Raw genomic sequence first — 25,132 nt, forward strand, 5'->3', positions numbered from 1 at the left:
TTTATGAGGATGAATTTATGAATATTTTATTCTTAACAACGGTACCACCTTTGCCTTCATACAGCGGATATCAACTGAGATGCTTTAATATTATAAAATTATTGTCTCAAAAACATCGAATATTTCTCATTTCTTTTGTTAGAAATAAAGAACAAGAAGAAAACCTTGATTTAATGAAAAAGTATTGTGCAAATGTTTATTCAATAAATGGAGGGAAAACAAATGTTTTAGAGGGGATTAAAAATTTATTTTCTATTTTGCCGTTTCATGTTTCTTCCCATAATAGCTTAGATATGAAAAATTTAATAATAAAATTACAAAAAGAGGAGAAAATCGATGTATTCTACTCAAATATAATTTATTTTGGACAATATATTAGTCTTATGGATAGGGCTAAAGTACTTACTGTTCTTGACCAACATAATCTGGACAGAGATGTTTGGGGTAAGATGTCATCTAATCATCCAAACAATATATATAGACTATATTGCAAACTAAATCTGTTTAAGACGAAAGCATACGAGAATAAAATTTATAAAGAATTTGATGTTTGTTTTTCAGTATCAGAACAAGACTTGAAAGGGGGGAGATGTTTCTCAAAAAGCACTAATTTCGTATTAGCGCCTAATGGAGTAGATATAGAATACTATTTTCCACAAGAAGTTTCACCTGAGAAAAATTCAATAATATTCACAGGTTCTAATGCCGAAAGAAATATACAGGCCTTAAAAAAGTTTTATTTTGAGATCTTTCCATTTGTCAGAGAAAAAGTTTCAGATGTTAAATTTTATGTAGTAGGTAATATTTCCTTGGGAAAATTAAATTTTCTGTCTAACGATCCTAGTGTAACTATAACTGGAAAAGTCGAGGATGTAAGACCTTATTTCGAAAAAGCAATGGTTTATGTTTCTCCTTTTACACTAGGTGGGGGGACAAAACTAAAGATACTTGAAGCAATGTCTATGAAAAAATCGATAGTATCTACTACAGCTGGTTGTCAAGGAATTAATGTCCTTGATGGGGAGAACATTATCATTAGGGATAATGAAAAAGAATTTGCTGAAAGTATTATTGAGTGTTTCAACAATTCAAGCTTAAGAGAAAAATTAGGACTCAATGCAAGACAACTAGCGGAGAATAATTACGATTGGTCAATAATCGTGAAAGAAATTGATGGAAATTTAAAAAAAGGAAGCTATTATGGTACATAAAATGGTATATATATTTATTACTCTTTTATTGGTCAATTGTGTGTCAAATGTAGATGTTAAACCACATACACCGGTGGTATTAATAATAGCTGCACACCCTGATGATGAAACTATAGGAATGGGTTTAAGCATTATTCAAAAGAAAAAGTTGGGTCAAGAGGTTAACGTGGTTGTAGCTGTTGATGGAGGAAAAGAAGAGGGTACTCCAAATCGTGAAACAAGAGTTAATAGAAGAATGGAAGAAAGTAAATCCGCCTTAAGATTAGCGGGGTTGAAAGACCAGGAAATGATATATTTAAAATATCCCGATACGAATGTCAGCCATTCTATTGAAGAGTTATATAATGATCTATTGAAAATTATGAAGGAAAAAAATCCGGATGAAGTTTACATCCAAGCTTGGGAAGCAGGAAATATTGATCATGATGCTGTTCATTTTGCTGCAGCACAAGCCGCAAAGAGCTTGAAAATACTTGAGAGAACCTATGAGTTCACCGAATATAATGCATTGCATCAGCCTAAACTCCGGAATCCTCAAGGAATTGGATTTGCGGCGTTAACGGATTTACCTGGGATTAAAGTGAATGCTTCTGAAGAAGATATTAATTTAAAAAACAAGATGCTAGCACAGTATTCTAGCGAAGGGGCTTTAAGTATATTTAGAGATTGGCCTGAACTATATCGGCAATTACCTGCTCATGATTACTTAAAAAAACCTTATGAGAAACAGGCGTATCCGCGGTTTGATAATGAGTTGAAGCCTGAAATCGAGAAGTTTTTTGAAAAAAAAAATCTCAACTAAATTCAAAAGAAGTATAGCGTTCAATCTAATCTAGTCTTGTCTGTTTTTCCCCCTTAATGTGCTTTTTATATTTGGAATGCTGAAAAAAATAAATTGTGTCGTTTAGTTATTTATCTTACTACTACAAAAATAACCAATTAGAGTGCAACCGGATAGGGGAGTCAATATGAAAAAAAAAATCTGCGTTCTTGGGATGGGCTATATCGGTTTGCCTACTTCCGCTATGTTCGCAAACCATGGACATGAGGTTATAGGTGTCGATGTAAATGAGAACGTCGTCGGTGCTCTCAATCACGGTGAAATAACTATAGAAGAACCCGGTCTGCAGGGATTCGTCCGTTCAGCAGTCGAAAAAGGAAATCTTCGTGCACAATCACAGCCGGAGAAAGCAGATGTTTATATCATAGCGGTTCCAACACCAATATCTCAGGAACAAAAAGCTGATTTGTCTTATGTTGAGGCTGCGACTAATGCGATTGTTCCATTTGTATGCAGTGGAAATATTGTTATTGTGGAGTCTACGATTCCACCCCGAACAATCACTGATGTAGTCAATCCGATACTGAAACAGACCGGATTAGAATTAGGAACTGAACTTTATGTAGCCCATTGCCCGGAGCGCGTTCTTCCTGGACAGATTTTAATAGAATTGGTGCATAATAATCGCATTGTGGGTGGCATTAACGATATTTCGGCTCATAAAGCAGCGGAAGTCTACCAGTCCTTTGTAAAAGGTGAAATATACAAAACAGATGCAACCTCAGCAGAAATGGCAAAGTTAATGGAAAACACCTTTCGCGATGTAAATATTGCACTTGCGAACGAATTGACGATGATCTCGGAACGATTAGGGGTCAATGCATTAGAGGTCATTAAGATGGCCAATAAGCATCCTCGTGTGAATATTCACCAACCTGGCCCTGGAGTCGGTGGTCATTGCATCGCCGTAGACCCTTATTTTATTATTGAGAAGGCACCCGAAGAAGCCAAGATGATCATGTTGGCTAGGGAAATCAATAACTCCATGCCTATATTTGTAGTTGATCAAATGCATAAAATTTGTCATGTTAATCCAAGAAAGGTTGCCGTCCTAGGTATTACCTACAAAGGAAATATTGATGACGTCCGTGAAAGTCCAGCCTTAGAAATTCTAGAAATCTTACAAAATGAAGGTATCTTATTTTCTATATACGACCCACATGTGAAACATTTTCACGAACGGCTAGCACAATCTCTAGAGGAGGCTTTAACTGGAGCGGACTGCGCTGTTATCTTAGCTGATCACAACGAGTTCAAGCAGGTTAACTATGATGATTTGGCTAGATTAATGAGTACTCCTATTATACTGGATACTAAAAACTGCATATCAAGTCCATGTATAAAAATGCAAGTGCATAGACTTGGAAATTATGATAACCGTTTAATGGAAGGTGAGGTAGTTGAAAAAGTTTATTGATATAAGTCTATCATTAGTAGCCCTTCTTCTTCTTCTTCCCATATTTATTATTATTTGTATCGCTATTAAATCAGATTCTAAAGGTCCTATTGTATTTAAACAACAACGAGTTGGTATTGATAATAAGCTATTTACAATTTATAAGTTTAGAACCATGCGTACAGATACCCCTAATCTTCCCACTCATTTGTTAGCAGATCCTTCTGTGTATATTACACGAGTAGGGCGGGTTTTGAGAAAGACTAGTTTAGACGAAATACCTCAAATTTTTAATATTATCCGCGGCGAAATGAGTTTGGTCGGACCGAGGCCTGCATTGTACAATCAAAATGAGTTAATTCAAGTCCGAAAAGAATTGGGAATTCATCAAATTCCTCCAGGGTTAACGGGATGGGCGCAAATCAACGGTAGAGATGATATCTCAGAGGAGCAGAAAGCACGACTAGATTACTATTATTTGAAGCATCAATCTATTTGGTTTGATTTCAAGATTATGTTCAAAACGGTCTCTTCTACGATTGCAGCCAAAGGTGTCAAAGCATGAAGGGCATAATGAAGTTGAAGAGGCTATATGAAACAACCAGACATCTAAGTAGAAAACAAATTGCACATAGATTTGCTTTTATGGGTAAGCGTAAAATCGTTTATCCTCTTCGATTAATCCGAATGAAGCAATATTACCGAGAAATACTAAAGAGTTCTCCAACAATAAAAACAGATTTTATCGGGTTGCCTGTTGTTGAAAGAGAATTTCACACAATCATTAATCAGGCATATCTTGAGGATTTGAAAAAAGAGGTTCGTGAAATCAATTCAGGTTCTTTTACATTTATTAATATGATGCATAATTTTCCAGGTAAATTAGGATGGAATGATTCAAAGTTACCACATTTATGGAGATATAATTTGCATTACTTTGAATATGGCATAACTTTGGGCTGTTACTGGAGACTCTTTCCTTCTAACCTAGATAGTTACAATCAATTTAAGCGTTATGTGCTAGATTGGATTAATCATAATGATCAGATTGGAATCGGAGATGGTTGGCACCCTTACACGATTTCTTTAAGACTTGTTAACTGGTCTTATGCTTATGAGTTATTTAAACCGTTGATTTTGAAGGATGCTATTTTGAGGGATGTATTTACTCAAAGTTATTTCATTCAATCATTATTCTTATCCCGAAATTTAGAATGGGATGTTATGGGAAATCATTTGATCGAAAATGGTAGAGCTTTGGTGTTATCTGGGCTATTGCTAGAACATCCACTAGCAATTAAGTTTTTAAACAAAGGATTAAGTGTATTATGGAGCCAACTACAAGAACAAGTATTAGAAGATGGTGGGCATTATGAAAGAACGCCTATGTATCATCAAATCGTTCTTAGGGACTACTTAGAGATTATTCAGATTTTGCAGCTTAATGGGAAATCTGTTCCGGAGAATGTTATTTTGAAAATAAAGAGTATGGTGGAATTCCACAATAAGGTGTTACATCCAGATGGGGAAATCCCTCTATTTAATGATTCTGCGTTTGGAATTGCACCATCTCCTGGAACCTTGCGCATTCATGCTAGCAGTCTTGGTATTGGAGAGGCCTTCCAAGATGATATACTTGAAAATGTGGTTGATTTTTTTCTTATTAATACTCAGGATGTTAAAAGATCTTCTGCTCAAGAGGCAACGAACTTCAATGCAAAAGAAAGTGGATATTATGTGTATAGAAATAACAACATTTTTCTAATTGCGGATGCTGGAGTACCTTCACCCGATTTTCTTCCTGCTCACGCTCATGCGGATTTTGGCTCCTATGAACTATCATTGTTTGGAAGAAGGTGGGTCGTAGACTCAGGTATCTATGAGTATCAAGGGGAAGAACGGAATATATTTAGGGGTACTCGTGCACACAACTGCTTAATACTTGATGGAGAGAACCAAACAGACGTCTATGGTAACTTTCGGATGGCTAGAAGAGCGAAGCCAGTACAAGTAGAAAATAAGGTTACTGATAATTTTTGGGTTCTAAAAGCAGTACATGATGGTTATAAATACAAAAATTTATATCCTACCAGATTAATTTTTATTATGGAAGATACGATGATGCTAGTAATCGATGAGCTAGAGGTAAGTGGTAATCATAAGCTGGAAAGTTATATTCATTTTGATCCTAATGTAAACTTGTATGCTCAAGGTAATAGCTTCGTAGCAGAATGTGACGGATGCAAGGTTGGGATTACTCCTTTTTCATCTCAGGGAATGAATGTCAAGTTGCTTCAAGGGCAGTACTCCCCGGAATTTAGTGTGAAGCACCCTAATCTGTATCTAATGATGGAGATGCAAGTTAATCATGGGAACCATTTTATTGGCTATGTAATTGATTTAAAGGGTGATTTTGTGTCAATTAATAAAAAAAATAGTAATTATGAGATCACTTATACAAACTCAACTACCCTTCTTTCTTATGATCATGAACTACAGTATCGGGTAATTGAAGAAGGGAATAGAAAATGAAAATAGCTGTAATCTGTCATTACTTCTATCCCGAGATTGGTGCTCCGTCCGCAAGGTTATTTGAAATGGCAAAGAGATGGGTGGATCATGGACATGAAGTAAGTGTTATTACTTGTTTTCCGAATCACCCAACAGGGAGAATTCCATCTGAATATAGAGGAAAGTCTTTTATGGTGGAGATCGTGGAAGGGATTAAGATATATAGAAATTATGTTTATGCTACTCCTAATGAAGGATTTGTTAAGAAAACGTTAGGACATTTATCATTTATGGTTTCTTCTGTTGTTCTGAGCATGTTTCGAATTGAAAAGCCCGACATCGTAATTGTAAGCTCACCTACATTGTTCTCAGTTGTTTCAGGATATTTATATAGTGTTTTTAAAAAAACACCATACATTTTTGAGGTAAGAGATCTATGGCCTGATGCGATTGTAAAACTCGGCATTCTTAAAAGTAGAGGGATAATTCGTGTCCTCGAATCATTGGAAATGTTCCTTTATCACAGAAGTAAAAAGGTTGTTGTGGTGACGAGAGCATTTAAAGATCAGATCGCTATGAGAGGAATTCCTGAAAGCAAAATCGATATTGTAACAAATGGTGTCGATATGGAAATCTTTAATAAGAGACTTAATCTTAAAGATGCTAGTTTAAGGAAAGAATTCGGATGGGGAAACAAAAAAATTTTTTTGTATGTGGGAGCCCACGGCATATCACAAGGGCTATCGACGTTGATTCACGTTGCCAAGAGAATTGAAAATGTTAAAGATTTTTTAATTGTTTTTGTTGGTGAAGGTTCTGAGAAGAAAAAATTACAGCTTATGGCTGATGAATTAGCTTTAAGTAACATTCAATTTATTTCTTCCCAACCTAAAGAAAGAATACCGGCTTTTTATGCGGAAGCAGAGTTGAGCTTCGTACCACTGCGTAATTTGCAAATGTTCAAATCATATATCCCCTCAAAAATGTTTGAGATCCTCGGAAGTGGTTGTCCTATAATAGCTTCATTGTCTGGGGAGGCAGAGGAAATATTAAGAAATTCGAAAGGTGCAATTATCGTGGAGCCTGAAAATGTAGATGAAATTGTAGATGCTACGTTGGCGATTCTTGAAGACCCCATGCTCAGGGAGAATCTAAGTGAGAATGGATATAATTTTGTGAAGGAGTATTATTCAAGGGAAGCCTTGGCACAAAAGTACTTAACCATCATTGAAGATTTGCATGGAGGTGTTATTTAAATGTTACTCATTACAGGGGCAACCGGTTTTACAGGTAGTCACCTGATTAAAAAACTTGTACAAAAAGATGTGGAAATTCGCTGTTTTGTTAGGGAAACTAGCGATATCAAGTCACTAGATTTAAATCGGGTAGAGGTGGCTTACGGTTCATTTGAGGACACAGAAACCTATCGAAAAGCATTAGAGGGAGTCCACACCTTAATTAACATTGCTTCTTTAGGATTTGGACATGCACCGATTATTGTCGGAGAAGCGCAAAGAGCAGGAGTTAGACGGGCGGTTTTTGTGAGTACAACTGCATTGTTCACAACTTTAGAAGCTAAGACCAAAGTGGTACGTATAGCAGCTGAGAATACTGTGAAAGGAAGTAATTTGAACTATACTATTATTCGGCCTACCATGATTTATGGTACAGAACGTGATAGAAATATGTGCAGGCTTATTAAAACTCTTAATAAATATCCAATGATTCCGATCGCTGGAAATGGGAATTCATTGCAACAACCGATCCATGTAGATGATCTTGCCGATGCAATTTTGAAAGCTGTAAACACAGAGGAAGCCATTCGTAAAGCATACAATGTTTCAGGCAAACAACCAATTACTTATAATCAAGTCATTGAAGAAACGCTTGAAGCTTTGAATAAAAAAGCTGTTAGGTTACATATCCCTGTTAAAGCAGTACTTCCTTTAATAAAATTTTATAGTAAACTTTCTAAAAATCCAAAAATCAAAGCAGAACAAATTTTGCGTTTAAATGAAAATAAAGCGTTTGATCACTTTGAAGCTAAAAGGGATTTCGGCTTTTCTCCTAGATCGTTCTCGGAAGGTATAAGTCAAGAAGTAAAGCGAATGAAAGATTTGGGGATTATTTGATATTAATATTTCTTTGAATATATTTGAAAAAGTGGAAACATTTCATTGAGATATCTCGTCTTGATGGAAGTAGCGTGTAGTGATGACTTTTATAGAATAAACAAATACAGTTGCATGGAGGAAACTCTTGATAGAATTAAGCAATATATCTAAGGAAGTACTGGAAGCCGGCACGAGAATTCCTATACTTAATAGAATTAATTTATCTATTCATAGGGGAGAGTTTGTTTCAATTATGGGCCCTTCTGGTTCGGGAAAGTCCTCACTTATGAATATATTAGGTTCATTAGACGTACCAACATCAGGTGATTACCTATTCGAAGGAACAAATATACAGCGATTGGGTGGAAAGCAGTTAGCGGATTTCAGAAATCAAAGGCTAGGTTTTGTATTTCAATCATTTATGCTAATTCCTCGACTAAGTGTGAAAGATAATGTGGAGGTTCCCCTCCTCTATTCTACATATAATAAAAAAGAAAGAAAACGCAGGATTAAAGAGGCCCTGGAGCAAGTAGGTATGATCCACAAGGCCAAGGAACCGATTATTAATCTATCGGGGGGACAGAAGCAGAAGATTGCCATAGCGCGCGCCATTATTAATGACCCCGATCTCCTGTTGATCGACGAGCCTAGTGGGAATTTGGATGCTGCTTCAAAGGAGGAAGTCCTAGAAATATTTCTTTCTTTAAATGATAGAGGAAAAACTATTGTTCTGGTAACTCATGATCAGGAGGTAGCACGTATTGGTAAGCGAATCCTCATCTTGAAGAACGGTGAGTGGTTCAAGCCAGAGAAAGGAGAGCAATGATATGAGATCTCTTCGGACTCTTGTAATATCAATGCGTGGCTTGTGGAGTTATCCAACACGGACTTGGTTAGCGGTCTTGGGGATTACTATTAGTACCTTACTTATAGTTTTTTTATTATCTGTCCTTTATAATTTTAAAATCAGTTTGGTAGGACAAGTGGAAAGTGTAGGTGTCCAGCAAATAATTGCCGCACCAGGAAAGATTCTGAACAGTGGGAAGACAATCAGTCAGGCAAATTTATCGAGTCTTCTATCATTTGCTTCTGTGACGAGTACGCTTACTTATAAGGATGCAGAGGATGTAAAGGAAAAGCTTCCTGAAATTACGGGAGCAGCTCCACAGATGGAGACAGTTACTACTGTTCAAGGGATAAGTAAGACTGTTGAAGCAATGTACACCGGCACAACTCCTGATTATATGAATATGTTTACCTTACAATTAGAAGAAGGCAGATTCTTTACGGAGGAAGAGACTAAACAAGAAGCACCTGTAATTGTTCTCGGACAAACTATAAGACAATTGCTTTTTGAAAATGAAAACTCTTTAGGGGAAAAAGTAAAAATCAAAGGAATTGATTTTACGGTAATTGGTGTACTAAAAGAGAAGCAGCTTATTGGGTTTAACTTTGATGAGAGAGTTTATACAGGATACCCGATGGTCTCTAATTCGGCTAATCTGAAGAATGCTTCGATGATATTCTTTACATTCCAGTCAATGGATTCCTTGGATACAATCAGAGATAAAATAGGTCAAGTTATGAAGCCTAATCATGGTGGCATCATAGACTTCGGTTTGTTGGCTGCGGACGGAGCAATCCACATTATCAATACCATCGCTGACCTAGTCACAGCCATAGCAGTAGGAATCACCGGAGTTTCCTTCCTAGTCGGAGGAATAGGCATTATGAACGTAATGCTGCTAACCGTTAAGGAACGTACCCGCGAAATTGGAATTCGCAAAGCGGTAGGCGCCAGATGGTGGGATATACTGCTGCAGTTCCTTATGGAAGCGACGTATATCAGTGTTTTAGGATGCGTCCTTGGATTAGCTGGTTCATATGGACTGTTGCGACTTCTTCACAGCTTCTTCCCTGTACTATCTACTAAATTTCCATTGGAAATGATTCTATGGTGTTTGTTGTTCTCAGTCGTTCTAGGGATTCTGTTCGGGATTTCACCTGCCATAAAAGCATTGAGAATTAAACCAATAGATGCATTGCGGTATGAGTAAAGGCTTATGGTTAGAGGGCAGGTTTTTCAAAAGTTATAAACTTAAGGAGGGGACATCATGAAGAAACCATATTTTATAGCAACCATGATTGTCGGCCTTCTTGTTATTACTGGCTGCGATGTCCAGTCTAAGCCATCCGAACTATCACAACAATCACCGGGTGAGTCAAAAGGAAAAGTAGAATCAGCGGCACCGACAACTGTTCCAGCCCCTCCATCAGAGTTGAAGCAAACGGATGGAGCTCCTCCTGTGTCTACTAATACATCGGATAATAACGGCAAAGCTGCAGACGCGGCCAAAACTCTTACTATCACAGAGCCGGAGGGCAATAAGCAAAAGGAAACGATGTCGCCACTGAAAGAAGAGCCAAAGAAAGCTGAAAACACCGGAGAGGTTAATACAGGGAATAAGGCTGAAGCTCCGTCCGAAGGAAGTCAGGCGCAGCCTGCCAAGCAAGAGGATAGCGCCGCGGTAACTGTAGAAACAGTTAAAGGTAAATATAACGGTCAGCTTTTGCAGCTTAAAGATTATTATGTGGGTAAATTGCAGACACAGTTGAATCAAGCGACACAAGCGAAGAAAAGCGGACAATCCAATACGGAGCTATTTAACAGCTATTCTCAGCAAATAGGGACCTTGCATGAAGAATCACAAGCCAAGCTTAATCAGATCCTGCTTCAAATGAAAAATGAGCTGCTTGAGAAAAGTTTGCCAACGGATAGTGTGAACGAATTCAGAGCTACATTTTATACAGAAGTGGATAAGACAAGAGAGAGTTTTACAGAGCAAGCCAAAAGCCAGCTCGTAAAATAATAGATTCCCTAGTACTAAAGTAATAGATAGATTGGCATCAAGTAATTAGGATGGTAAAATAATCCTTAGCCAATTTTTTTCAAAGGTTTCCGGCGTTTTTTGATATACCATTGCTTTTCTTCGGGATCGTATAACAATTGTGTGCCAAATAGTTCTAATGGGGTCCATATACGTTTGAGTGTGAGTAATGGCATGCTTTCAGCTCCTTGTCACGAAATTCAATAGGTTAATAGTACTAGTATAACATGTATTTGCTGTTCTTTATGGTTTATTTTGTTATTTTTATAATTATGAGGGGGAATTAAAGTGTTTCGTAAAATGAAATTATGGTGCGCATCAACTATGCTTTTGTTAGGAGCGGTAAGTCCGGTTTATGCAGAGCAAACTCCAACTCCGATCGATGTATATTATGCTCCTTTGCAATTCGTGATAGATAATGATGTGTTCGCACCGCATGCTGATCAAAAGGGCTTTATTTATGAAGGTAGCACTTATGTACCATTAAGGTTTATCTCGTATTCTCTTAAAAAAGCGGTTCGTTGGGATGGAGATACCTACACGGTGACAGTGGAAGAGCCGAGTACGACAGATCTCGTATCTATCAACGACTACAATGTGAATACAAAGGTACATGGCGCTGTCTCTAGTCAACCCGCGGATACATCTAGTTTAAACTCGACACAAATTGCGGCTTATAAAGAGAAAGTCAGTTACATATTTGATGGTAAAAGTAAAGAGATTGGTGCTGACCTGCCAGGATTCATATATGAGGGTTCATTGTATGTGCCGCTGCGTTTTTTCTCTGAGTCGGTAGGGAAAAAGATAGAGTGGGATGCGAAGACATATACAGTCTCAGCAAAAACACAAGAAGCCCCTAAGACAGAACCAGAGCCGGTTAAGCCTAGTGAGACGACAGTCACTACACCTGTAGTAACGGGTGGCGGAGGCAGTGGAGGCGGTGGCGGTGGCGGTAGCTCATCTGGCGGTTCGTCCAAATCAGCTGCTGAAGTTCAGCTTGAAGGCAAGCTGAGAGCTTTGGAAAATAGCTGTCGTGCGGACTTACAGGTTATAGTGAACAAGTATGATAGTAAAGCTATAGATGGGAAGACAGCGGTGGAGGAAGTTAAGAATATATCGGCTGGATGCAATAAGCAATTCGATGCTATTATTAGTGAGGGAGTAAGTTTGAAGATAAGCGATTCTGTATTAAAAAGCTATCAAAGCCAATTTGAACAGATGCAAACGGACTCATATATGGCGCTTTTAAAGAAGTACGGTAAATAAACGGTAGGCAAGGGCCCTTTTCTCGGGGCTCTTTACTTTGTTAAGGGTAAGGATCAGCAATCCCTAAAATTGAATGCAATTTCATCAGAAGAACCTGCATTAAAAACTTTTCTTATATAGGGACATTTTGTATATAATATAAGAAATTGCACAAAAAGCAGCATCAAATATAGTTAAAACTTAATTGAATTATTATGCTTTTAAATGTATAATAATACATAGTTTGCATGTGGAGGGAACGGATATGTCTACAAAATTAAGAGCGGCAATTATCGGATCAACGGGGTACGGTGGGGTCGAGCTGATTCGGCTGCTGCTGTCACATCCTAATGTCGAGATCACATCGGTGATTTCTTCGTCGAGTGCTGGAACGCCTATAGCGGATGGATACCCGCATTTGAATCAAATTATGCTGGATAAGCTGGATGGCATCGAGATTGATGAGATTAAGCGGAAAGCGGATGTTGTATTCATAGCGGCACCTCATGGTGTTGCTATTGAATTGGCACCTAAGCTGTTGGACGCAGGTTTGAAGGTCATCGATATATCAGGGGATTTTCGTTTGCAATCAGGTGAGGTTTACGAGAAATGGTATAAACATAAAGCGGCAGATCCTGCATATGTGGAGAAAGCGGTGTATGGGTTGTCGGAGGTTTTTGCCGATGAAGTGCGGGGCTCAGATTTTATTTCCAATCCAGGGTGCTTCCCGACTGCAACGCTGCTCGGTTTAGTACCGCTCATAAGCAATGGTTGGGCTGATTTGTCATCCGTTATCATTGATTCGAAAACGGGCGTATCCGGAGCGGGTAGAGGTTTAAATCTGTCCTCTCATTATTCGGAGGTTAACGAGAACTTATCGGCTTATAAAGTAAATAAACACCAGCATACACCTGAAATTGAGCAAGTGCTGAGCCGTGTAGCCAGGGAAGAAGTGGTGGTCACTTTTACGACACATTTGGTGCCTATGACTCGGGGGATTTTATCAACGATGTATGTTAATCTGAAGGAGAAGCATACAGAGGATGAAATTCTGGAGATGTTCAAGCAATATTATGAAGGACGCCGGTTTGTACGGATTCGTTCAAAGGGGAAATGGCCTGCTACGAAAGAGGTATGGGGCTCCAACTATTGTGATATCGGTGTTTCGTTGGATGAGCGTACAGGGCGTTTAACTGTAATTTCAGTAATCGATAACGTAGTAAAAGGTGCGGCCGGTCAAGCGGTTCAAAACTTGAATCTGATGATGGGCTGGGACGAAGGAGCCGGATTGGCTTTCACTCCGGTATATCCTTAAATAATATAGATGCAACGGCGTATGTTTAAAAAGGCAGCTTTCAAAAAGCGATAAAAACTTTTTAAACAACTTCTAATGGGTGAGGAGAAGATGAAGGTGAAGGATCAATTTACGGTTGTGCCGGAAGGTACAATCACCACGCCAATAGGCTTTCGTGCAGGGGGACTGCACTGCGGGTTGAAGAAGACGAACCGATTCGATCTCGGAGTGATCGTATGTGAGGTTCCAGCGCAGGCAGCGGGCGTGTACACGCTGAATTCATTTCAGGCGGCACCGCTGCGTGTGACGCAGGAGAGCATCGCTGTAGACGGCAAGCTGCAAGCGATGCTGGTCAACAGCGGCAACGCCAACGCGTGCACCGGCCAGCAGGGTGAGGACGATGCGCGCAGCATGCGTACCGCGGCAGCGGAAGCTTTTGGCGTAGCCGAGCACCACGTCGGCGTGACGTCGACAGGCGTGATCGGCGAGCTGCTGCCGATGCCCAAGGTGTTGGGCGGCATAGAGAAGCTGCCGACGCAGGTGAAGGCAGATGGCGGAGAAGACTTCTGCCAAGCGATTTTGACGACCGACCTCGTGCAGAAGATGACTTGCGTGCGTCTGACCATTGGCGGGAAGACTGTACATATCGCAGGGGCGGCAAAGGGTTCAGGCATGATCCATCCTAACATGGCGACGATGCTTGGTTTTATGACAACGGACGCGAACATTGAGAGCGCTCAGCTGCAAAAGCTGTTGAACGGCGTAACGGACTCAACGTTCAATATGATTACAGTAGATGGCGACACAAGCACCAACGATATGGTCGTAGTGATGGCCAGCGGCTTGGCCGGCAATGACGGCCTTACTCCAGAGCATCCGGATTGGGCGGCATTCGAAGAGGGCTTTAAATATGTCGGCGAATATTTGGCGAAAGCCATTGCACGTGATGGTGAGGGCGCAACGAAGCTGATCGAAGTAAGCGTGTTAGGCGCTGCTTCACAGGAAGCGGCTCGTGCCATCGCGAAGACGGTCATCGGCTCAAGCCTGGTGAAGACCGCTTGCTTCGGCGCTGATGCGAACTGGGGCCGTATTATTGCTGCAGTTGGCCGTTCCGGTCAGCCGGTTAACACCGAGACTGTCGATATCCGCTTAGGCGATAACGTGGTTCTCGAGCAATCGCGACCTGTGAAGTTCGATGAGGAACGCGCAGCTGCTTACTTGAAGGGCGAGCTGGTTCAGATTGTGGTCAATCTTAACATGGGTAGCGAGTCGGCTACTGCTTGGGGTTGCGACTTAACTTATGATTACGTGCGCATCAACGCCGCTTACCGGACTTAAGACGGGTAATAGGATAGGGTCGGGTAGCAATAAGCTTCTATATAAAGGTTATAAGAATTAGAAGGCTTAACACAAACGAGAACTTGAAGAAAGTAAACAACCCGTTTCTGTTGCATGTTTAGCAGGAAAATCCCCCGTTAATAGTGGGACATTTGGGTTCAATACCATAAATAACGGGAAATCCTCCAGCTAATATAGTCCTTTACGGTGTTTTTTACAATGAATGCTACATTTTGATGGAGCTTTTCCAGTTAATCTCCTTTTTAACGATGTTAAGGCTGAATTAGCTGCAAAAATTCCAGTTAAATAAGATTTCTATGCAGGAGCACCTAATGTAGAGCGTGTCCCGTAGGGACAAAAGCGGCTGGTACCTGTTAAAGTATCTTAGCAGCATCAAACAAGTCTCCCACCCCAACCTAGCGGGTGTCCAGAGAGCGGAGCCCTTGGAGCCCTCCCGGCGGGGAGGGTTTGGGTGGGGGAAATTAGCATCAAACAAGTCTCCCACCCCAACCTAGCGGGTGTCCAGAGGGCGGGGCCCTTGGAGCCCTCCCGGCGGGGAGGGTTTGGGTGGGGGAAATTAGCAATAAACAAATCTCCCTCCCCAACACGGCGGGTGTCCAGAGGGCGAAACCCTTGGAACCCTCCCGGTGGGGAGGGCTTGGGTGGGGGAAAAGACGATGAGTGCCATGTGTTTCGTCATGAAATGCGGCGGCAGTACGCTGGCCGCGCTTCCGGATTCTTTTTTCAGTGATATGAAACGGCTGCAGGATGAAGCTATTATACCGGTTATTGTGCATGGAGGCGGTCCGGCGATATCGGAAACGCTAGCCAAGCTCGGGATCGAGACGGAGTTTGTTAATGGTTTGCGCAAAACGAATGAAGCCGTGCTCGATGTGGTTGAAATGGTGCTAGCAGGCCAGATTAACAAAGAGATCGTGCGTAAAATACAGCTTTCGGGTGCGAAGGCTCTTGGTCTATCCGGTGTGGATGGGCATCTTATTCAAGCGGAGCCAGTACCAAATGCCCACGAAGTAGGTCTTGTAGGCGACGTAACAGGAGTGAATGCGGAGCTGGTTCAAGGTATCATCAAGATGGGCTATATGCCGGTCATTGCGCCAATTGGTTTGGGGACTGACGGCGGACAGCGTTATAACATTAATGCAGATACGGCAGCTGGAGCGGTTGCTTCGCAATTAGGCGTGGAGCGAATGATTGTGGTAACGGATGTTCCAGGCATTATGAAGACCGTTAATGGGGAGAAGAAGGTTTTATCCTCTGTAACCGTTCAGGAAATTGATGAAATGATCGAGAGCGGTGAAATCTACGGCGGAATGATACCGAAGGTTCGTGCAGCTGTACAATGCATTCAAGGCAAGGTGCGTGAAGTGATCATAGTGAACGGGGCGGAGCCGGAGGTGCTGAGCCGGGTTATCAAAGGCGCAGCGATCGGCACACGCATTGTGAAATAATTATAATTAAGGAGTGATTCAAGCATGGGAGAGGGAGCTAGCTCACTGTTTCCGAATTATGGCCGTTATGCGTTGGCGTTCGTTAAAGGGGAAGGCAGCCGGTTGTGGGATGAGAATGGCAAAGAATACTTAGACCTCATGTGCGGACTAGCCGTTACTAATCTGGGCCATGCTCCCAAGCAGGTTACAGAACGCTTAAAAGAGCAGGTGGATACGCTCTGGCATACGAGCAACCTTTTTCATATTCCGAATCAGGAAAAGCTCGCTAAGCTTCTGACAGATAACAGCTGTGGAGACGCGGTGTTTTTCTGCAACAGCGGGGCTGAAGCGAATGAAGCGGCTATCAAATTAGCGCGTCGTTATTTTCAAAAAATTGTCGGCAAGCCCGATCAATACGAAATCATCACATTCCACCAATCTTTCCATGGACGGACTTTGGCGACATTGACAGCAACGGGGCAGGATAAGGTGAAGGAAGGCTTTGCACCTCTACCTGAAGGCTTTGTATACGCGCCTTATAATAACGCGGAAGCTTTGGAAAAGATGATCAGCCCGAAAACATGCGCAATTATGATCGAAATGGTGCAGGGAGAAGGCGGCGTTATTCCGGCCGAGCCTGCTTTTATACAGAAGGTAGCCGAGCTTTGCGAGCAACGCGGTTTGCTGCTGATTGTCGATGAAATTCAGACAGGTATAGGTCGTACTGGCAAAATGTTCGCCTACGAGAATTTTGGCATTGAGCCGGACATTTTTACATTGGCAAAAGGTCTTGGCAGCGGTATGCCGATCGGCGCAATGCTTGGTAAAGAGAAGCTTCGTCAAGCTTTTTCAGCGGGTAGCCACGGCTCCACCTTTGGCGGCAACTATTTGTCTACAGCGGCTGGAATTGCTACTATGGAGACAATGCTTGAAGAGAAGCTGCCGCAGCGCGCTGAAGAGCTGGGTGGATATATCGTGAGCACATTAAACGCTAAATTAGCGGGTAATCCATTGGTTAAGGAAGTACGCGGCTTGGGAATGTTGATTGGAATTGAGTGCACCCAGCCTGTAGCAGATCTGATCACTGTGATTCAAGAACAGGGTGTACTTGTTGTATCAGCAGGCCCGAACGTCATTAGATTAGCGCCAAGCCTTGTAATTGCCAAGGAAGATATAGACCGTGGATTAGAAGTAGTTTGTGCGGTATTAAGCAAGCAAGCTGCCGCTGCGGTATAAGGTATTAATTTAGAGCAAGAACGACCAGATAAAAATCCCGGATGAATATCTCATTCGTGCAGCAGTGAGTAGTCATTCTCCTTGAAAGACGTAACAGCAGCATGAAGGATATTCACGTAGGGCGAAAGGGGCGAGACTATTGGCAGAAACGGAAACAAAGCAGCAGCTGGCTGTTGAACTTAAAGGCAGAGACTTCCTCGGAATGTCCGATTTTTCGACAGAGGAGCTTCAGTATTTGATCGATTTGGCCATTGAGCTGAAAAGCAAGTTGAAAGCGGGCGAGACGTACCATCCACTTAAGGGGAAGACGCTCGGTATGATTTTTGAGAAATCCTCTACACGTACACGTGTTTCGTTCGAAGTGGGAATGTATCAGCTTGGAGGTCAGGCTTTATTTTTAAGCAAAAATGATCTGCAGCTGGGTCGAGGCGAGACAGTCTATGATACTGCACAAACCATGTCCCGTTATTTGGACGGCATTATGATTCGCACCCACGCTCATCGCAAGGTCATTGATCTGGCTAGAGGGGCGACGATTCCTGTTATTAATGGCTTGACTGAGCGTTCACATCCATGCCAAGCTTTGGCGGATTACCAGACGATTCTGGAGCATAAAGGACGTTTGCGCGGGCTGAAGGTAGCTTACATCGGGGATGGCAATAACATGGTGCATTCCTTGATGATGGGTGCTGCGAAGCTTGGAATTGATTTTGCTGTGGCATCGCCGCAAGGCTATGAACCGGATAAGCGGATTATCCAATCGACGCAGGATGTTGCGAATCAGAATGGGGCTAAGCTCTACGTAGGTTACGATCCTAAAGAAGCTATCGAAGGTGCGGATGTTGTCTACACGGATGTGTGGGCGAGCATGGGCTTTGAAGAAGAGCAGAAGGATCGCGAGCTCGCATTCCAGAACTTCCAAGTAAACGAAGAGCTGGTGAAGCTGGCGAAAAAAGATTATCTGTTCATGCATTGTTTGCCTGCGCATCGCGGTGAAGAAGTGAGCGAGGGCGTCATTGATGGTCCAAATTCAATTATTTTCGACCAAGCTGAGAACCGTCTGCATGCTCAAAAGGCTATCATGGCAGCAATTATGTAAGTTATTCGGGATTATTTCAGACTAAAAGGAGACCAGTAAAATGGCAAAGCAAAAAATCGTACTCGCCTATTCAGGCGGTTTGGATACATCGGTTATTTTAAAATGGTTAAAAGAAACTTATGATGCGGAAATCATCGCATTCACGGCAGATATCGGACAAAGAGATGAGCTGGACGGACTGGAAGAAAAAGCTCTGGCTACCGGTGCTTCCAAAATTTACATCGACGATCTTCAAGAGGAGTTTGCTAAAGATTTCATCTACCCGATGTTTCAAGCAGGCGCTCTCTATGAAGGGCAATATTTGCTCGGTACGAGTATTGCTCGTCCACTTATTGCTAAGCGTATGGTTGAAATTGCTCGCATGGAAGGTGCAACTGCAATCGCTCATGGTGCTACTGGCAAAGGAAATGACCAAGTTCGCTTCGAGCTGACAGCGGCTGCTTTGGCTCCTGAGCTGGAAGTTATTGCTCCTTGGCGTTTGGATGAGTTCCGCGAGTCATTCCCGGGACGTGCGGAAATGATCGCTTATGCGGAAAAGCACGGCATTCCGGTAACCGCATCTGCTTCCAAGCCGTATTCGACAGACCGCAACCTGCTGCATATCAGCTTTGAGAGCGGCATGCTGGAGGATCCTTGGTTTGATCCAAGCGCAACGGATAACAAGGATATGTTTGTGCTGAGCGTTGATCCTGAGGATGCTCCCGACCAAGCTGAGTATGTAGAGCTTAATTTCGAGCAAGGGAATTGCGTTGGTCTGAACGGTGACCGTATGGAGCCGCTGCAGGTTATGGATCGCTTGAACGAGTTGGGCGGCAAGCACGGTGTAGGCCGTGTTGATATGGTTGAAAACCGTTTTGTCGGCATGAAGAGCCGCGGCGTGTACGAAACTCCGGGTGGAACGATTTTGTTCACAGCTCACCGCAAAATGGAATCATTGACCATGGACCGTGAGGTTATGAGTCTGCGTGATTCCTTGATCTCCCGCTATGCTACGTTGGTGTACAACGGCTTCTGGTTCGCGCCAGAGCGTTTGGCTGTTCAAGCTCTGGTAACGGAGAGCCAGAAAAACGTTACCGGTACGGTGCGTTTGAAGCTGTACAAAGGCAATGTAATCGGAGCAGGCGTACAAAGCCCTGTTAGCTTGTACAATCCGAACATTGCGACAATGGAAGCGGACCCGACACAAGCTTACAACCAAGGTGATGCTACAGGGTTCATCCGTTTGAACGCGCTACGCCTTAAAGTATCCTCCGGGGTACAGCAAAACGCGAAATAAGCAATGAAATGCGCTGCTGCCGAGATGCAGTAGCTTAGCGATGCAGGCTTTCCTACCCCAAGTAGGGAGGCCTTGCATTGTGTATACGAATGTACATGGACAGTAAGTTTTTCCTGATGGAAGACGTTTAGAAAGGGGCAATAAAAGTGTCAAAGCTTTGGGGTGGACGATTTACGAAGAAAACAGATCAGCTGGTAGAGGAGTATACAGCCTCTATTTTATTCGATAAGGAGCTGGCCGAGGAAGATATTCAAGGCAGCTTGGCTCATGTGACGATGCTTGGTAAGTGCGGGATTTTGCCGCTGGATGATGTGGAGAAGATTAAGGACGGACTGCACAAGGTTCAGAACATCATTCGCCGCGGCGAAATGGAGTTCTCGGTCAGCGACGAAGATATTCATATGAATATCGAGAAGGCTTTGATCGACGAGGTTGGGCCGGTAGGCGGCAAGCTGCACACTGGACGCAGCCGCAACGATCAAGTGGCAACCGATATGCATCTGTATTTGCGCAAGCGTGTGGTTGAATTCGTCGGCTTGCTGAACAAGCTGCAGGATGCTTTGATCGAGCAGGCGAAGGGCAACCTCGACACGATTGTGCCGGGCTACACCCATCTGCAGCGTGCGCAGCCAATCTTGTTCGCCCATCATCTGATGGCGTACGTGTCGATGTTCCAGCGCGATATCGAGCGCTTGCAGGACAGCTACAAGCGCATTAACGTGCTACCGCTTGGTGCAGGGGCCCTGGCGGGAACAACGTTCCCGATCGACCGCCACTACGTAGCGCAGCAGCTTGGCTTCGATGGCGTGTACGAGAACTCGCTCGATGCGGTGAGCGATCGCGATTTCATCATCGAATTTCTGTCGAATGCTTCGATGATCATGATGCACCTTTCCCGCTTGTCGGAGGAAATGGTGCTGTGGTCAAGCACCGAGTTCCGCTTCGTGGAACTCGATGACGCCTTCTGCACCGGCAGCAGCATTATGCCGCAGAAGAAAAATCCGGACGTGCCCGAGCTTGTCCGGGGGAAAACTGGCCGCGTATACGGCAACCTGTTCGGCCTGCTGACCGTGCTGAAATCTTTGCCGCTAGCGTACAACAAAGATATGCAGGAAGACAAGGAAGGCATGTTCGATACCGTCCGTACTCTGCAAGGAGCGCTCCAGTTGTTCGCACCGATGGTCAGTACGATGAAGGTGAACAAGGACCGGATGCGTCAAGCCGTGAATCAAGACTTCTCCAATGCGACAGACATTGCCGATTATTTGGTAAACAAGGGACTTCCGTTCCGTCAGGCGCATGAAGTCATCGGTAAAACCGTGCTGTATTGTATCCAGAACCAGAAGTTTTTGCTGGACTTGAAGCTCGAGGAGTACCACCAGTTCTCCAAGCTGTTTGAGCAGGACATATACAATGTGCTTCAGCCAGAGCAAGTGGTGAATGCTCGTAACGTGTATGGCGGCACAGCGACTAACCAAGTGAGTGAAGCTATTGCTCGTGCTGAAGCCGTGAAGGATCAGATGAATGAATGGTTCGAGCAGTTTTTTAACAAAAGCAGATAAGGTACCTACTTATCTGGCTCCTTTCCAATAATAGCCCAAGCAGGGAATAACTCCTGGCTTGGGCTATTTGTTATTGTTTAACTGTTCACAATATATAAAGGATGTGGATATGTTGTGGACAGAAACGGGTATTTTGTTGATAACTTTGTGGATAAGTCTGCAACTTGATCATTCTTATCCACAAAACGATTATTGTTTGATTCATATCCATCAATGCTGCTACAGACGGAACATCTATGCATGACCTGAGTCCACAGCGGGAGGGGGCGCTCCAGATCCAGCATCGACCTCCGGTTTCACCGCTTCAATAGGTTCAAATACAATAGTCCTCATCTGAAGCGTAACTATACTCTCTTGCACACGCCTATCTGAAAACAGGTCCTTTAATCCCGTCTTCAAGCAAAGGTGTCTGCGGTTGACGCGAAGGATTCGGAGCCTCCTGCCCTTCAGGTACACCCGCTTGATTTCTTGCAATCACAGTAGGCTGAGCCGAGTAAGTGTCGCGTGAGATACGTTCTTGACTGACGGTAACCCCGTCTTTCATTTTATAACGGTATGTTTCTACTATGTAACCTGGCTTGCCATCACTAATTTTTTCTTGTTTTCCGTTAGGCAGTCTCGGATTCACTACGTATTTGAGCGGAGAGGGCAAGGTTTGAACAGTTTTTGACTCGATGGTATAGGACAGATCGGCCGGGATTTGTCCGAACAGTTTAACGGTAATCTTTTGTTCATCTGTCGAAGTGCGGATAAGTAAATAATTGGGGGTGCTGTTCCGAAACTTGAAATTAATATATCCGCTGGCAAAGGTGGCATCTTGACCTAATGGAACATAGCTAACCGGCAGCGAATGATTACGTCGTTCTACAATATCAAGCCCAGCGCGCAGAACTGCGTTATAAAGAGTGGAGGAAACCTGGCAAATGCCGCCTCCTATCCCCGGTACAAGCTTGCCATTCAAAATAACGGGGGCTTCCTTGAATCCAAACTTTTGCTCCGTTTCAGCAATATAGGTAGCGTAGTCGAATACATCGCCTGGTTTCATGATCAGATCATGGATGGAGGATGCGGTGGAACGGATGTTATGAATGCGGCCTTCTCCATTTTGCAGAAAAGTGGTTGTAAACTCGCTGATTTTGCGCTCCACCTTCTGCGACTGCAGCATAGGGACGGTAAGCTTGGGCTCCTCCTTAATAAAAGGTAAAGCAATTGCAAGGGGCGACTCTTCCTTCTTGGCAGCAACAGCCTCTATAGGGGGGATAACTCCCCTCAACTGCTTCAGCAGTTCCTGCTCATCAATCCGCATTACGGGAACTTCAGGGACGTAGCTGACTGCATCATTGGGGCCTATGATTCTTTGAGCATCCTGGGGCTGTGCCTCATAAAGGGCGGGAAACCCTCTTTTTAATGTTTTCTGCAGTATGGATGCATCCATGTCGAAAGAGAGCGTCCACTTCTGATCGCGCAGCTTCCACCGATATACGGCCCGTTGAAATGGAGAGCCTGATCTCAGCGGTTCGAAACGAGCTAGTAATGGCTGAAGAGGGATATCCAGCCCCAGCTGCTCCATTGTCCAATCGGCGGGCTGCAAAGGAACATTAGGCTGCGTGCTGTTCAGACGAACGATTTGCTGCAGCATCTGCTCTCTCTTGAGCGTCAGCTGGCGCTCAAGCTCCGTAAGCGGAGTGCCTCCTACATTCCAATTATTTATGGTTAGTCCATGCGGAAGCTCATCGCGCAATCCATACCAAGCCATTGAAGCGCAGGCGGACGCAGCAAAAAGCAGCAAGCCAACCAGGAGATAACGAATAGAAACACGATAACGCACCATGGGATACGTCTCCTTTTTTTCAAGCCTAATGATTGACAAGCCGTGCCCGTACAAGTTATGTATATGCGGCACTCAGTGGAAGTTTCCTATATAAAAATAAATGAATGCATTCTTTCAAAAATCCGCACAAAATGTGAAAATATGTTGAAATATTTTCACAACGAAGGATTTTACCTATTTATGTCGAAAGTTTATAAGCTAGTTCAAAATCAGGATGTGATATTGTGATCGAAATGAACGATGTATGGAAAACGTATCCCGATGGAAGCAATGCGCTAAAAGGGATCAATGTAAAAGTAGACCGCAATGAATTCTTGTATGTCGTGGGACCATCAGGCGCAGGGAAATCGACATTCATGAAATTGATTTATAGAGAAGAACGGCCGACTAAGGGGAGTATTTTTGTCAACGGGTTTAATTTGGAAAAGCTGAAGCAGCGGAAAATTCCGTATGTGCGCCGCAATATTGGAGTTATTTTTCAAGATTATCGACTTTTGCCGAAGATGTCTGTGTTTGAAAATGTCGCTTTTGCTATGGAAGTTATCGAGGCTCCCAAGAAAATTATTAAGAAGCGAGTGCTAGAGGTGCTGGAGCTGGTAAAGCTGAGGGATAAGTCAGGCTCTCTGCCAACACAGCTATCCGGAGGAGAGCAGCAGCGTGTAGCTATTGCTCGCGCGATTGTTAACAATCCAGCCGTGATCATTGCCGATGAGCCGACAGGAAATTTGGACCCGGACACATCATGGGGGATTATGAAGCTGATGGAAGAGATTAACTTCCGCGGCACTACAATCATTATGGCAACGCACAACAAAGAAATTGTCAATACGATGCGCAAGCGAGTGCTTGCCATTGAGCAGGGCCAAATAGCCCGTGATGAAGTAAGGGGTGAATACGGCTATGAGGATTAGCACAGGGTTCCGCCACTTACGCGAAGGCGGGAAGAATGTGGTCCGCAATGGCTGGATGTCATTCGCATCGATAAGCTCAATAGCCATCTCGTTGTTTGTTTTAGGTATTTTTTTGCTGCTGACCTTGAACGTAAACTATCTGGCTGCGCAAATTGAACAGCAGGTTGAAATTCGCGTCTACCTCGAAGTGAACACGCCGAAGGAACAGGTTCAGCTTTTACAGAGTCAGATTGCATCCTTCTCCATGGTGGACAAGGTGAAATTTGTGTCCAAGGAAGAAGGGCTGGTCTATTTAAGAGATAAGCTTGGCGAGAGCGGCAAGCAATTGCTTGACGGATTCGATGGCGAGAACAACCCGCTTAACGATTCGTTCACAGTAGAAGTTACTGAACCGCGTGAGGTTGCAAGCGTCGCTCAAAAGATAAGCGCTATCAATAACAGCCTCCCTACCAAGCCTATTTATCGCGTCAGCTATGGACAAGGAACGGTAGAGACGATGTTTAAGGTTACCGAAATCGTACGGTATACAGGACTTATTCTTGTAGCGGGGCTAGCATTGACGGCAATGTTCCTTATATCCAATACGATCAAGCTTACGATTGTTGCCAGACGCCGCGAAATTTCGATTATGAAGCTGGTTGGAGCTACGAATTCTTTTATCCGCTGGCCGTTTTTTATAGAAGGAGCACTGCTCGGGATTATCGGTTCGGTAATACCTGTAGTTATTTTGCTTTATGGTTACTGGGAGCTCATGGACTCTACGCAGCTGGACTTGAACTTGCTTATGATCAAGCTGCTGCCTTTTGAACAGGTTTACTACACGATATCCGGGCTGCTGCTCGGAATTGGGATTGTTATCGGAATATGGGGAAGCACGTTGTCGGTTCGCAAGTTTTTACGGGTGTAATAAACGGATCGGGGAGGAAATGAA

21 protein-coding genes are annotated in these 25,132 nt (G+C 43.2%); 20 read left to right on the top strand and 1 reads right to left on the bottom strand.

The window, feature by feature from the left end:
• Positions 1 to 17: 17 nt before the first annotated feature.
• From NV381_RS14480 to argH, 18 genes are all read left to right on the top strand, one after another.
• Positions 18 to 1,211 (top strand): glycosyltransferase, encoded by a 1,194-nt coding sequence (locus NV381_RS14480; RefSeq protein ID WP_258213995.1) that lies wholly within the window; start codon positions 18 to 20, stop codon positions 1,209 to 1,211.
• Positions 1,201 to 2,013, top strand: a complete 813-nt coding sequence (locus NV381_RS14485) for a PIG-L deacetylase family protein (RefSeq protein WP_258213996.1) — start codon at positions 1,201 to 1,203, stop codon at positions 2,011 to 2,013. The genes NV381_RS14480 and NV381_RS14485 overlap by 11 nt, the downstream gene beginning before the upstream one ends.
• 166 nt (positions 2,014 to 2,179) lie before the next feature.
• Positions 2,180 to 3,469 carry a nucleotide sugar dehydrogenase gene (locus NV381_RS14490; RefSeq protein ID WP_258213997.1) on the top strand — a complete coding sequence of 430 codons (1,290 nt, stop codon included), beginning with the start codon at positions 2,180 to 2,182 and terminating at the stop codon, positions 3,467 to 3,469.
• On the top strand, positions 3,453 to 4,013 hold the full coding sequence (locus NV381_RS14495) for a sugar transferase (protein ID WP_258213998.1): 561 nt from the start codon (positions 3,453 to 3,455) through the stop codon (positions 4,011 to 4,013). The genes NV381_RS14490 and NV381_RS14495 overlap by 17 nt, the downstream gene beginning before the upstream one ends.
• Positions 4,010 to 5,980 (top strand): heparinase II/III family protein, encoded by a 1,971-nt coding sequence (locus NV381_RS14500; protein ID WP_258213999.1) that lies wholly within the window; start codon positions 4,010 to 4,012, stop codon positions 5,978 to 5,980. The genes NV381_RS14495 and NV381_RS14500 overlap by 4 nt, the downstream gene beginning before the upstream one ends.
• Entirely contained in the window at positions 5,977 to 7,215 is a 1,239-nt protein-coding gene (locus tag NV381_RS14505) for a glycosyltransferase family 4 protein (RefSeq protein ID WP_258214000.1), read from the top strand. Before NV381_RS14500 ends, NV381_RS14505 begins: the two co-directional genes overlap by 4 nt.
• Positions 7,216 to 8,091, top strand: coding sequence for an SDR family oxidoreductase (locus tag NV381_RS14510; RefSeq protein ID WP_258214001.1), 876 nt, complete (start codon positions 7,216 to 7,218; stop codon positions 8,089 to 8,091).
• Between the two features lie 127 nt (positions 8,092 to 8,218).
• A complete protein-coding gene (locus NV381_RS14515) occupies positions 8,219 to 8,899 on the top strand; it encodes an ABC transporter ATP-binding protein (protein WP_258214002.1) in 681 nt (226 codons plus the stop codon).
• 1 nt (position 8,900) lies between these two features.
• A complete protein-coding gene (locus NV381_RS14520; protein WP_258214003.1) occupies positions 8,901 to 10,130 on the top strand; it encodes an ABC transporter permease in 1,230 nt (409 codons plus the stop codon).
• 57 nt (positions 10,131 to 10,187) lie between these two features.
• A complete protein-coding gene (locus NV381_RS14525; RefSeq protein ID WP_258214004.1) occupies positions 10,188 to 10,943 on the top strand; it encodes a hypothetical protein in 756 nt (251 codons plus the stop codon).
• Between the two features lie 306 nt (positions 10,944 to 11,249).
• Positions 11,250 to 12,227, top strand: a complete 978-nt coding sequence (locus NV381_RS14530) for a copper amine oxidase N-terminal domain-containing protein (protein ID WP_258214005.1) — start codon at positions 11,250 to 11,252, stop codon at positions 12,225 to 12,227.
• 244 nt (positions 12,228 to 12,471) lie between these two features.
• Positions 12,472 to 13,521, top strand: coding sequence for an N-acetyl-gamma-glutamyl-phosphate reductase (gene argC / locus NV381_RS14535; protein ID WP_258214006.1), 1,050 nt, complete (start codon positions 12,472 to 12,474; stop codon positions 13,519 to 13,521).
• Positions 13,522 to 13,611: 90 nt separating this feature from the next.
• A complete protein-coding gene (argJ, locus tag NV381_RS14540) occupies positions 13,612 to 14,838 on the top strand; it encodes a bifunctional glutamate N-acetyltransferase/amino-acid acetyltransferase ArgJ (RefSeq protein ID WP_258214007.1) in 1,227 nt (408 codons plus the stop codon).
• Between the two features lie 677 nt (positions 14,839 to 15,515).
• Entirely contained in the window at positions 15,516 to 16,307 is a 792-nt protein-coding gene (gene argB, locus NV381_RS14545) for an acetylglutamate kinase (protein ID WP_258214008.1), read from the top strand.
• A 24-nt stretch (positions 16,308 to 16,331) separates the two neighbouring features.
• Complete coding sequence (locus NV381_RS14550) at positions 16,332 to 17,522, top strand: acetylornithine transaminase (protein ID WP_258214009.1); 1,191 nt, start codon at positions 16,332 to 16,334, stop codon at positions 17,520 to 17,522.
• A gap of 139 nt (positions 17,523 to 17,661) precedes the next feature.
• Positions 17,662 to 18,621, top strand: coding sequence for an ornithine carbamoyltransferase (gene argF / locus NV381_RS14555; RefSeq protein WP_258214010.1), 960 nt, complete (start codon positions 17,662 to 17,664; stop codon positions 18,619 to 18,621).
• A gap of 40 nt (positions 18,622 to 18,661) precedes the next feature.
• A complete protein-coding gene (locus NV381_RS14560) occupies positions 18,662 to 19,897 on the top strand; it encodes an argininosuccinate synthase (protein ID WP_258214011.1) in 1,236 nt (411 codons plus the stop codon).
• Positions 19,898 to 20,043: 146 nt separating this feature from the next.
• Complete coding sequence (argH, locus tag NV381_RS14565) at positions 20,044 to 21,459, top strand: argininosuccinate lyase (RefSeq protein ID WP_258214012.1); 1,416 nt, start codon at positions 20,044 to 20,046, stop codon at positions 21,457 to 21,459.
• Between the two features lie 364 nt (positions 21,460 to 21,823).
• Here the strand turns inward: argH and NV381_RS14570 are convergent, their stop codons facing one another.
• Positions 21,824 to 23,290, bottom strand: coding sequence for a VanW family protein (locus NV381_RS14570; RefSeq protein WP_258214013.1), 1,467 nt, complete (start codon positions 23,288 to 23,290; stop codon positions 21,824 to 21,826).
• Between the two features lie 224 nt (positions 23,291 to 23,514).
• Here NV381_RS14570 and ftsE point away from each other — a divergent pair, with 224 nt between their 5' ends.
• Both ftsE and ftsX read left to right on the top strand, forming a co-directional pair.
• Positions 23,515 to 24,201 carry a cell division ATP-binding protein FtsE gene (gene ftsE, locus NV381_RS14575; protein WP_258214014.1) on the top strand — a complete coding sequence of 229 codons (687 nt, stop codon included), beginning with the start codon at positions 23,515 to 23,517 and terminating at the stop codon, positions 24,199 to 24,201.
• On the top strand, positions 24,191 to 25,108 hold the full coding sequence (gene ftsX, locus NV381_RS14580; protein ID WP_258214015.1) for a permease-like cell division protein FtsX: 918 nt from the start codon (positions 24,191 to 24,193) through the stop codon (positions 25,106 to 25,108). The genes ftsE and ftsX overlap by 11 nt, the downstream gene beginning before the upstream one ends.
• Positions 25,109 to 25,132 lie beyond the last annotated feature (24 nt).

Source organism: Paenibacillus radicis (ex Xue et al. 2023) (genome assembly GCF_024722015.1).
Taxonomy (GTDB): Bacteria; Bacillota; Bacilli; order Paenibacillales; family NBRC-103111; genus Paenibacillus_S.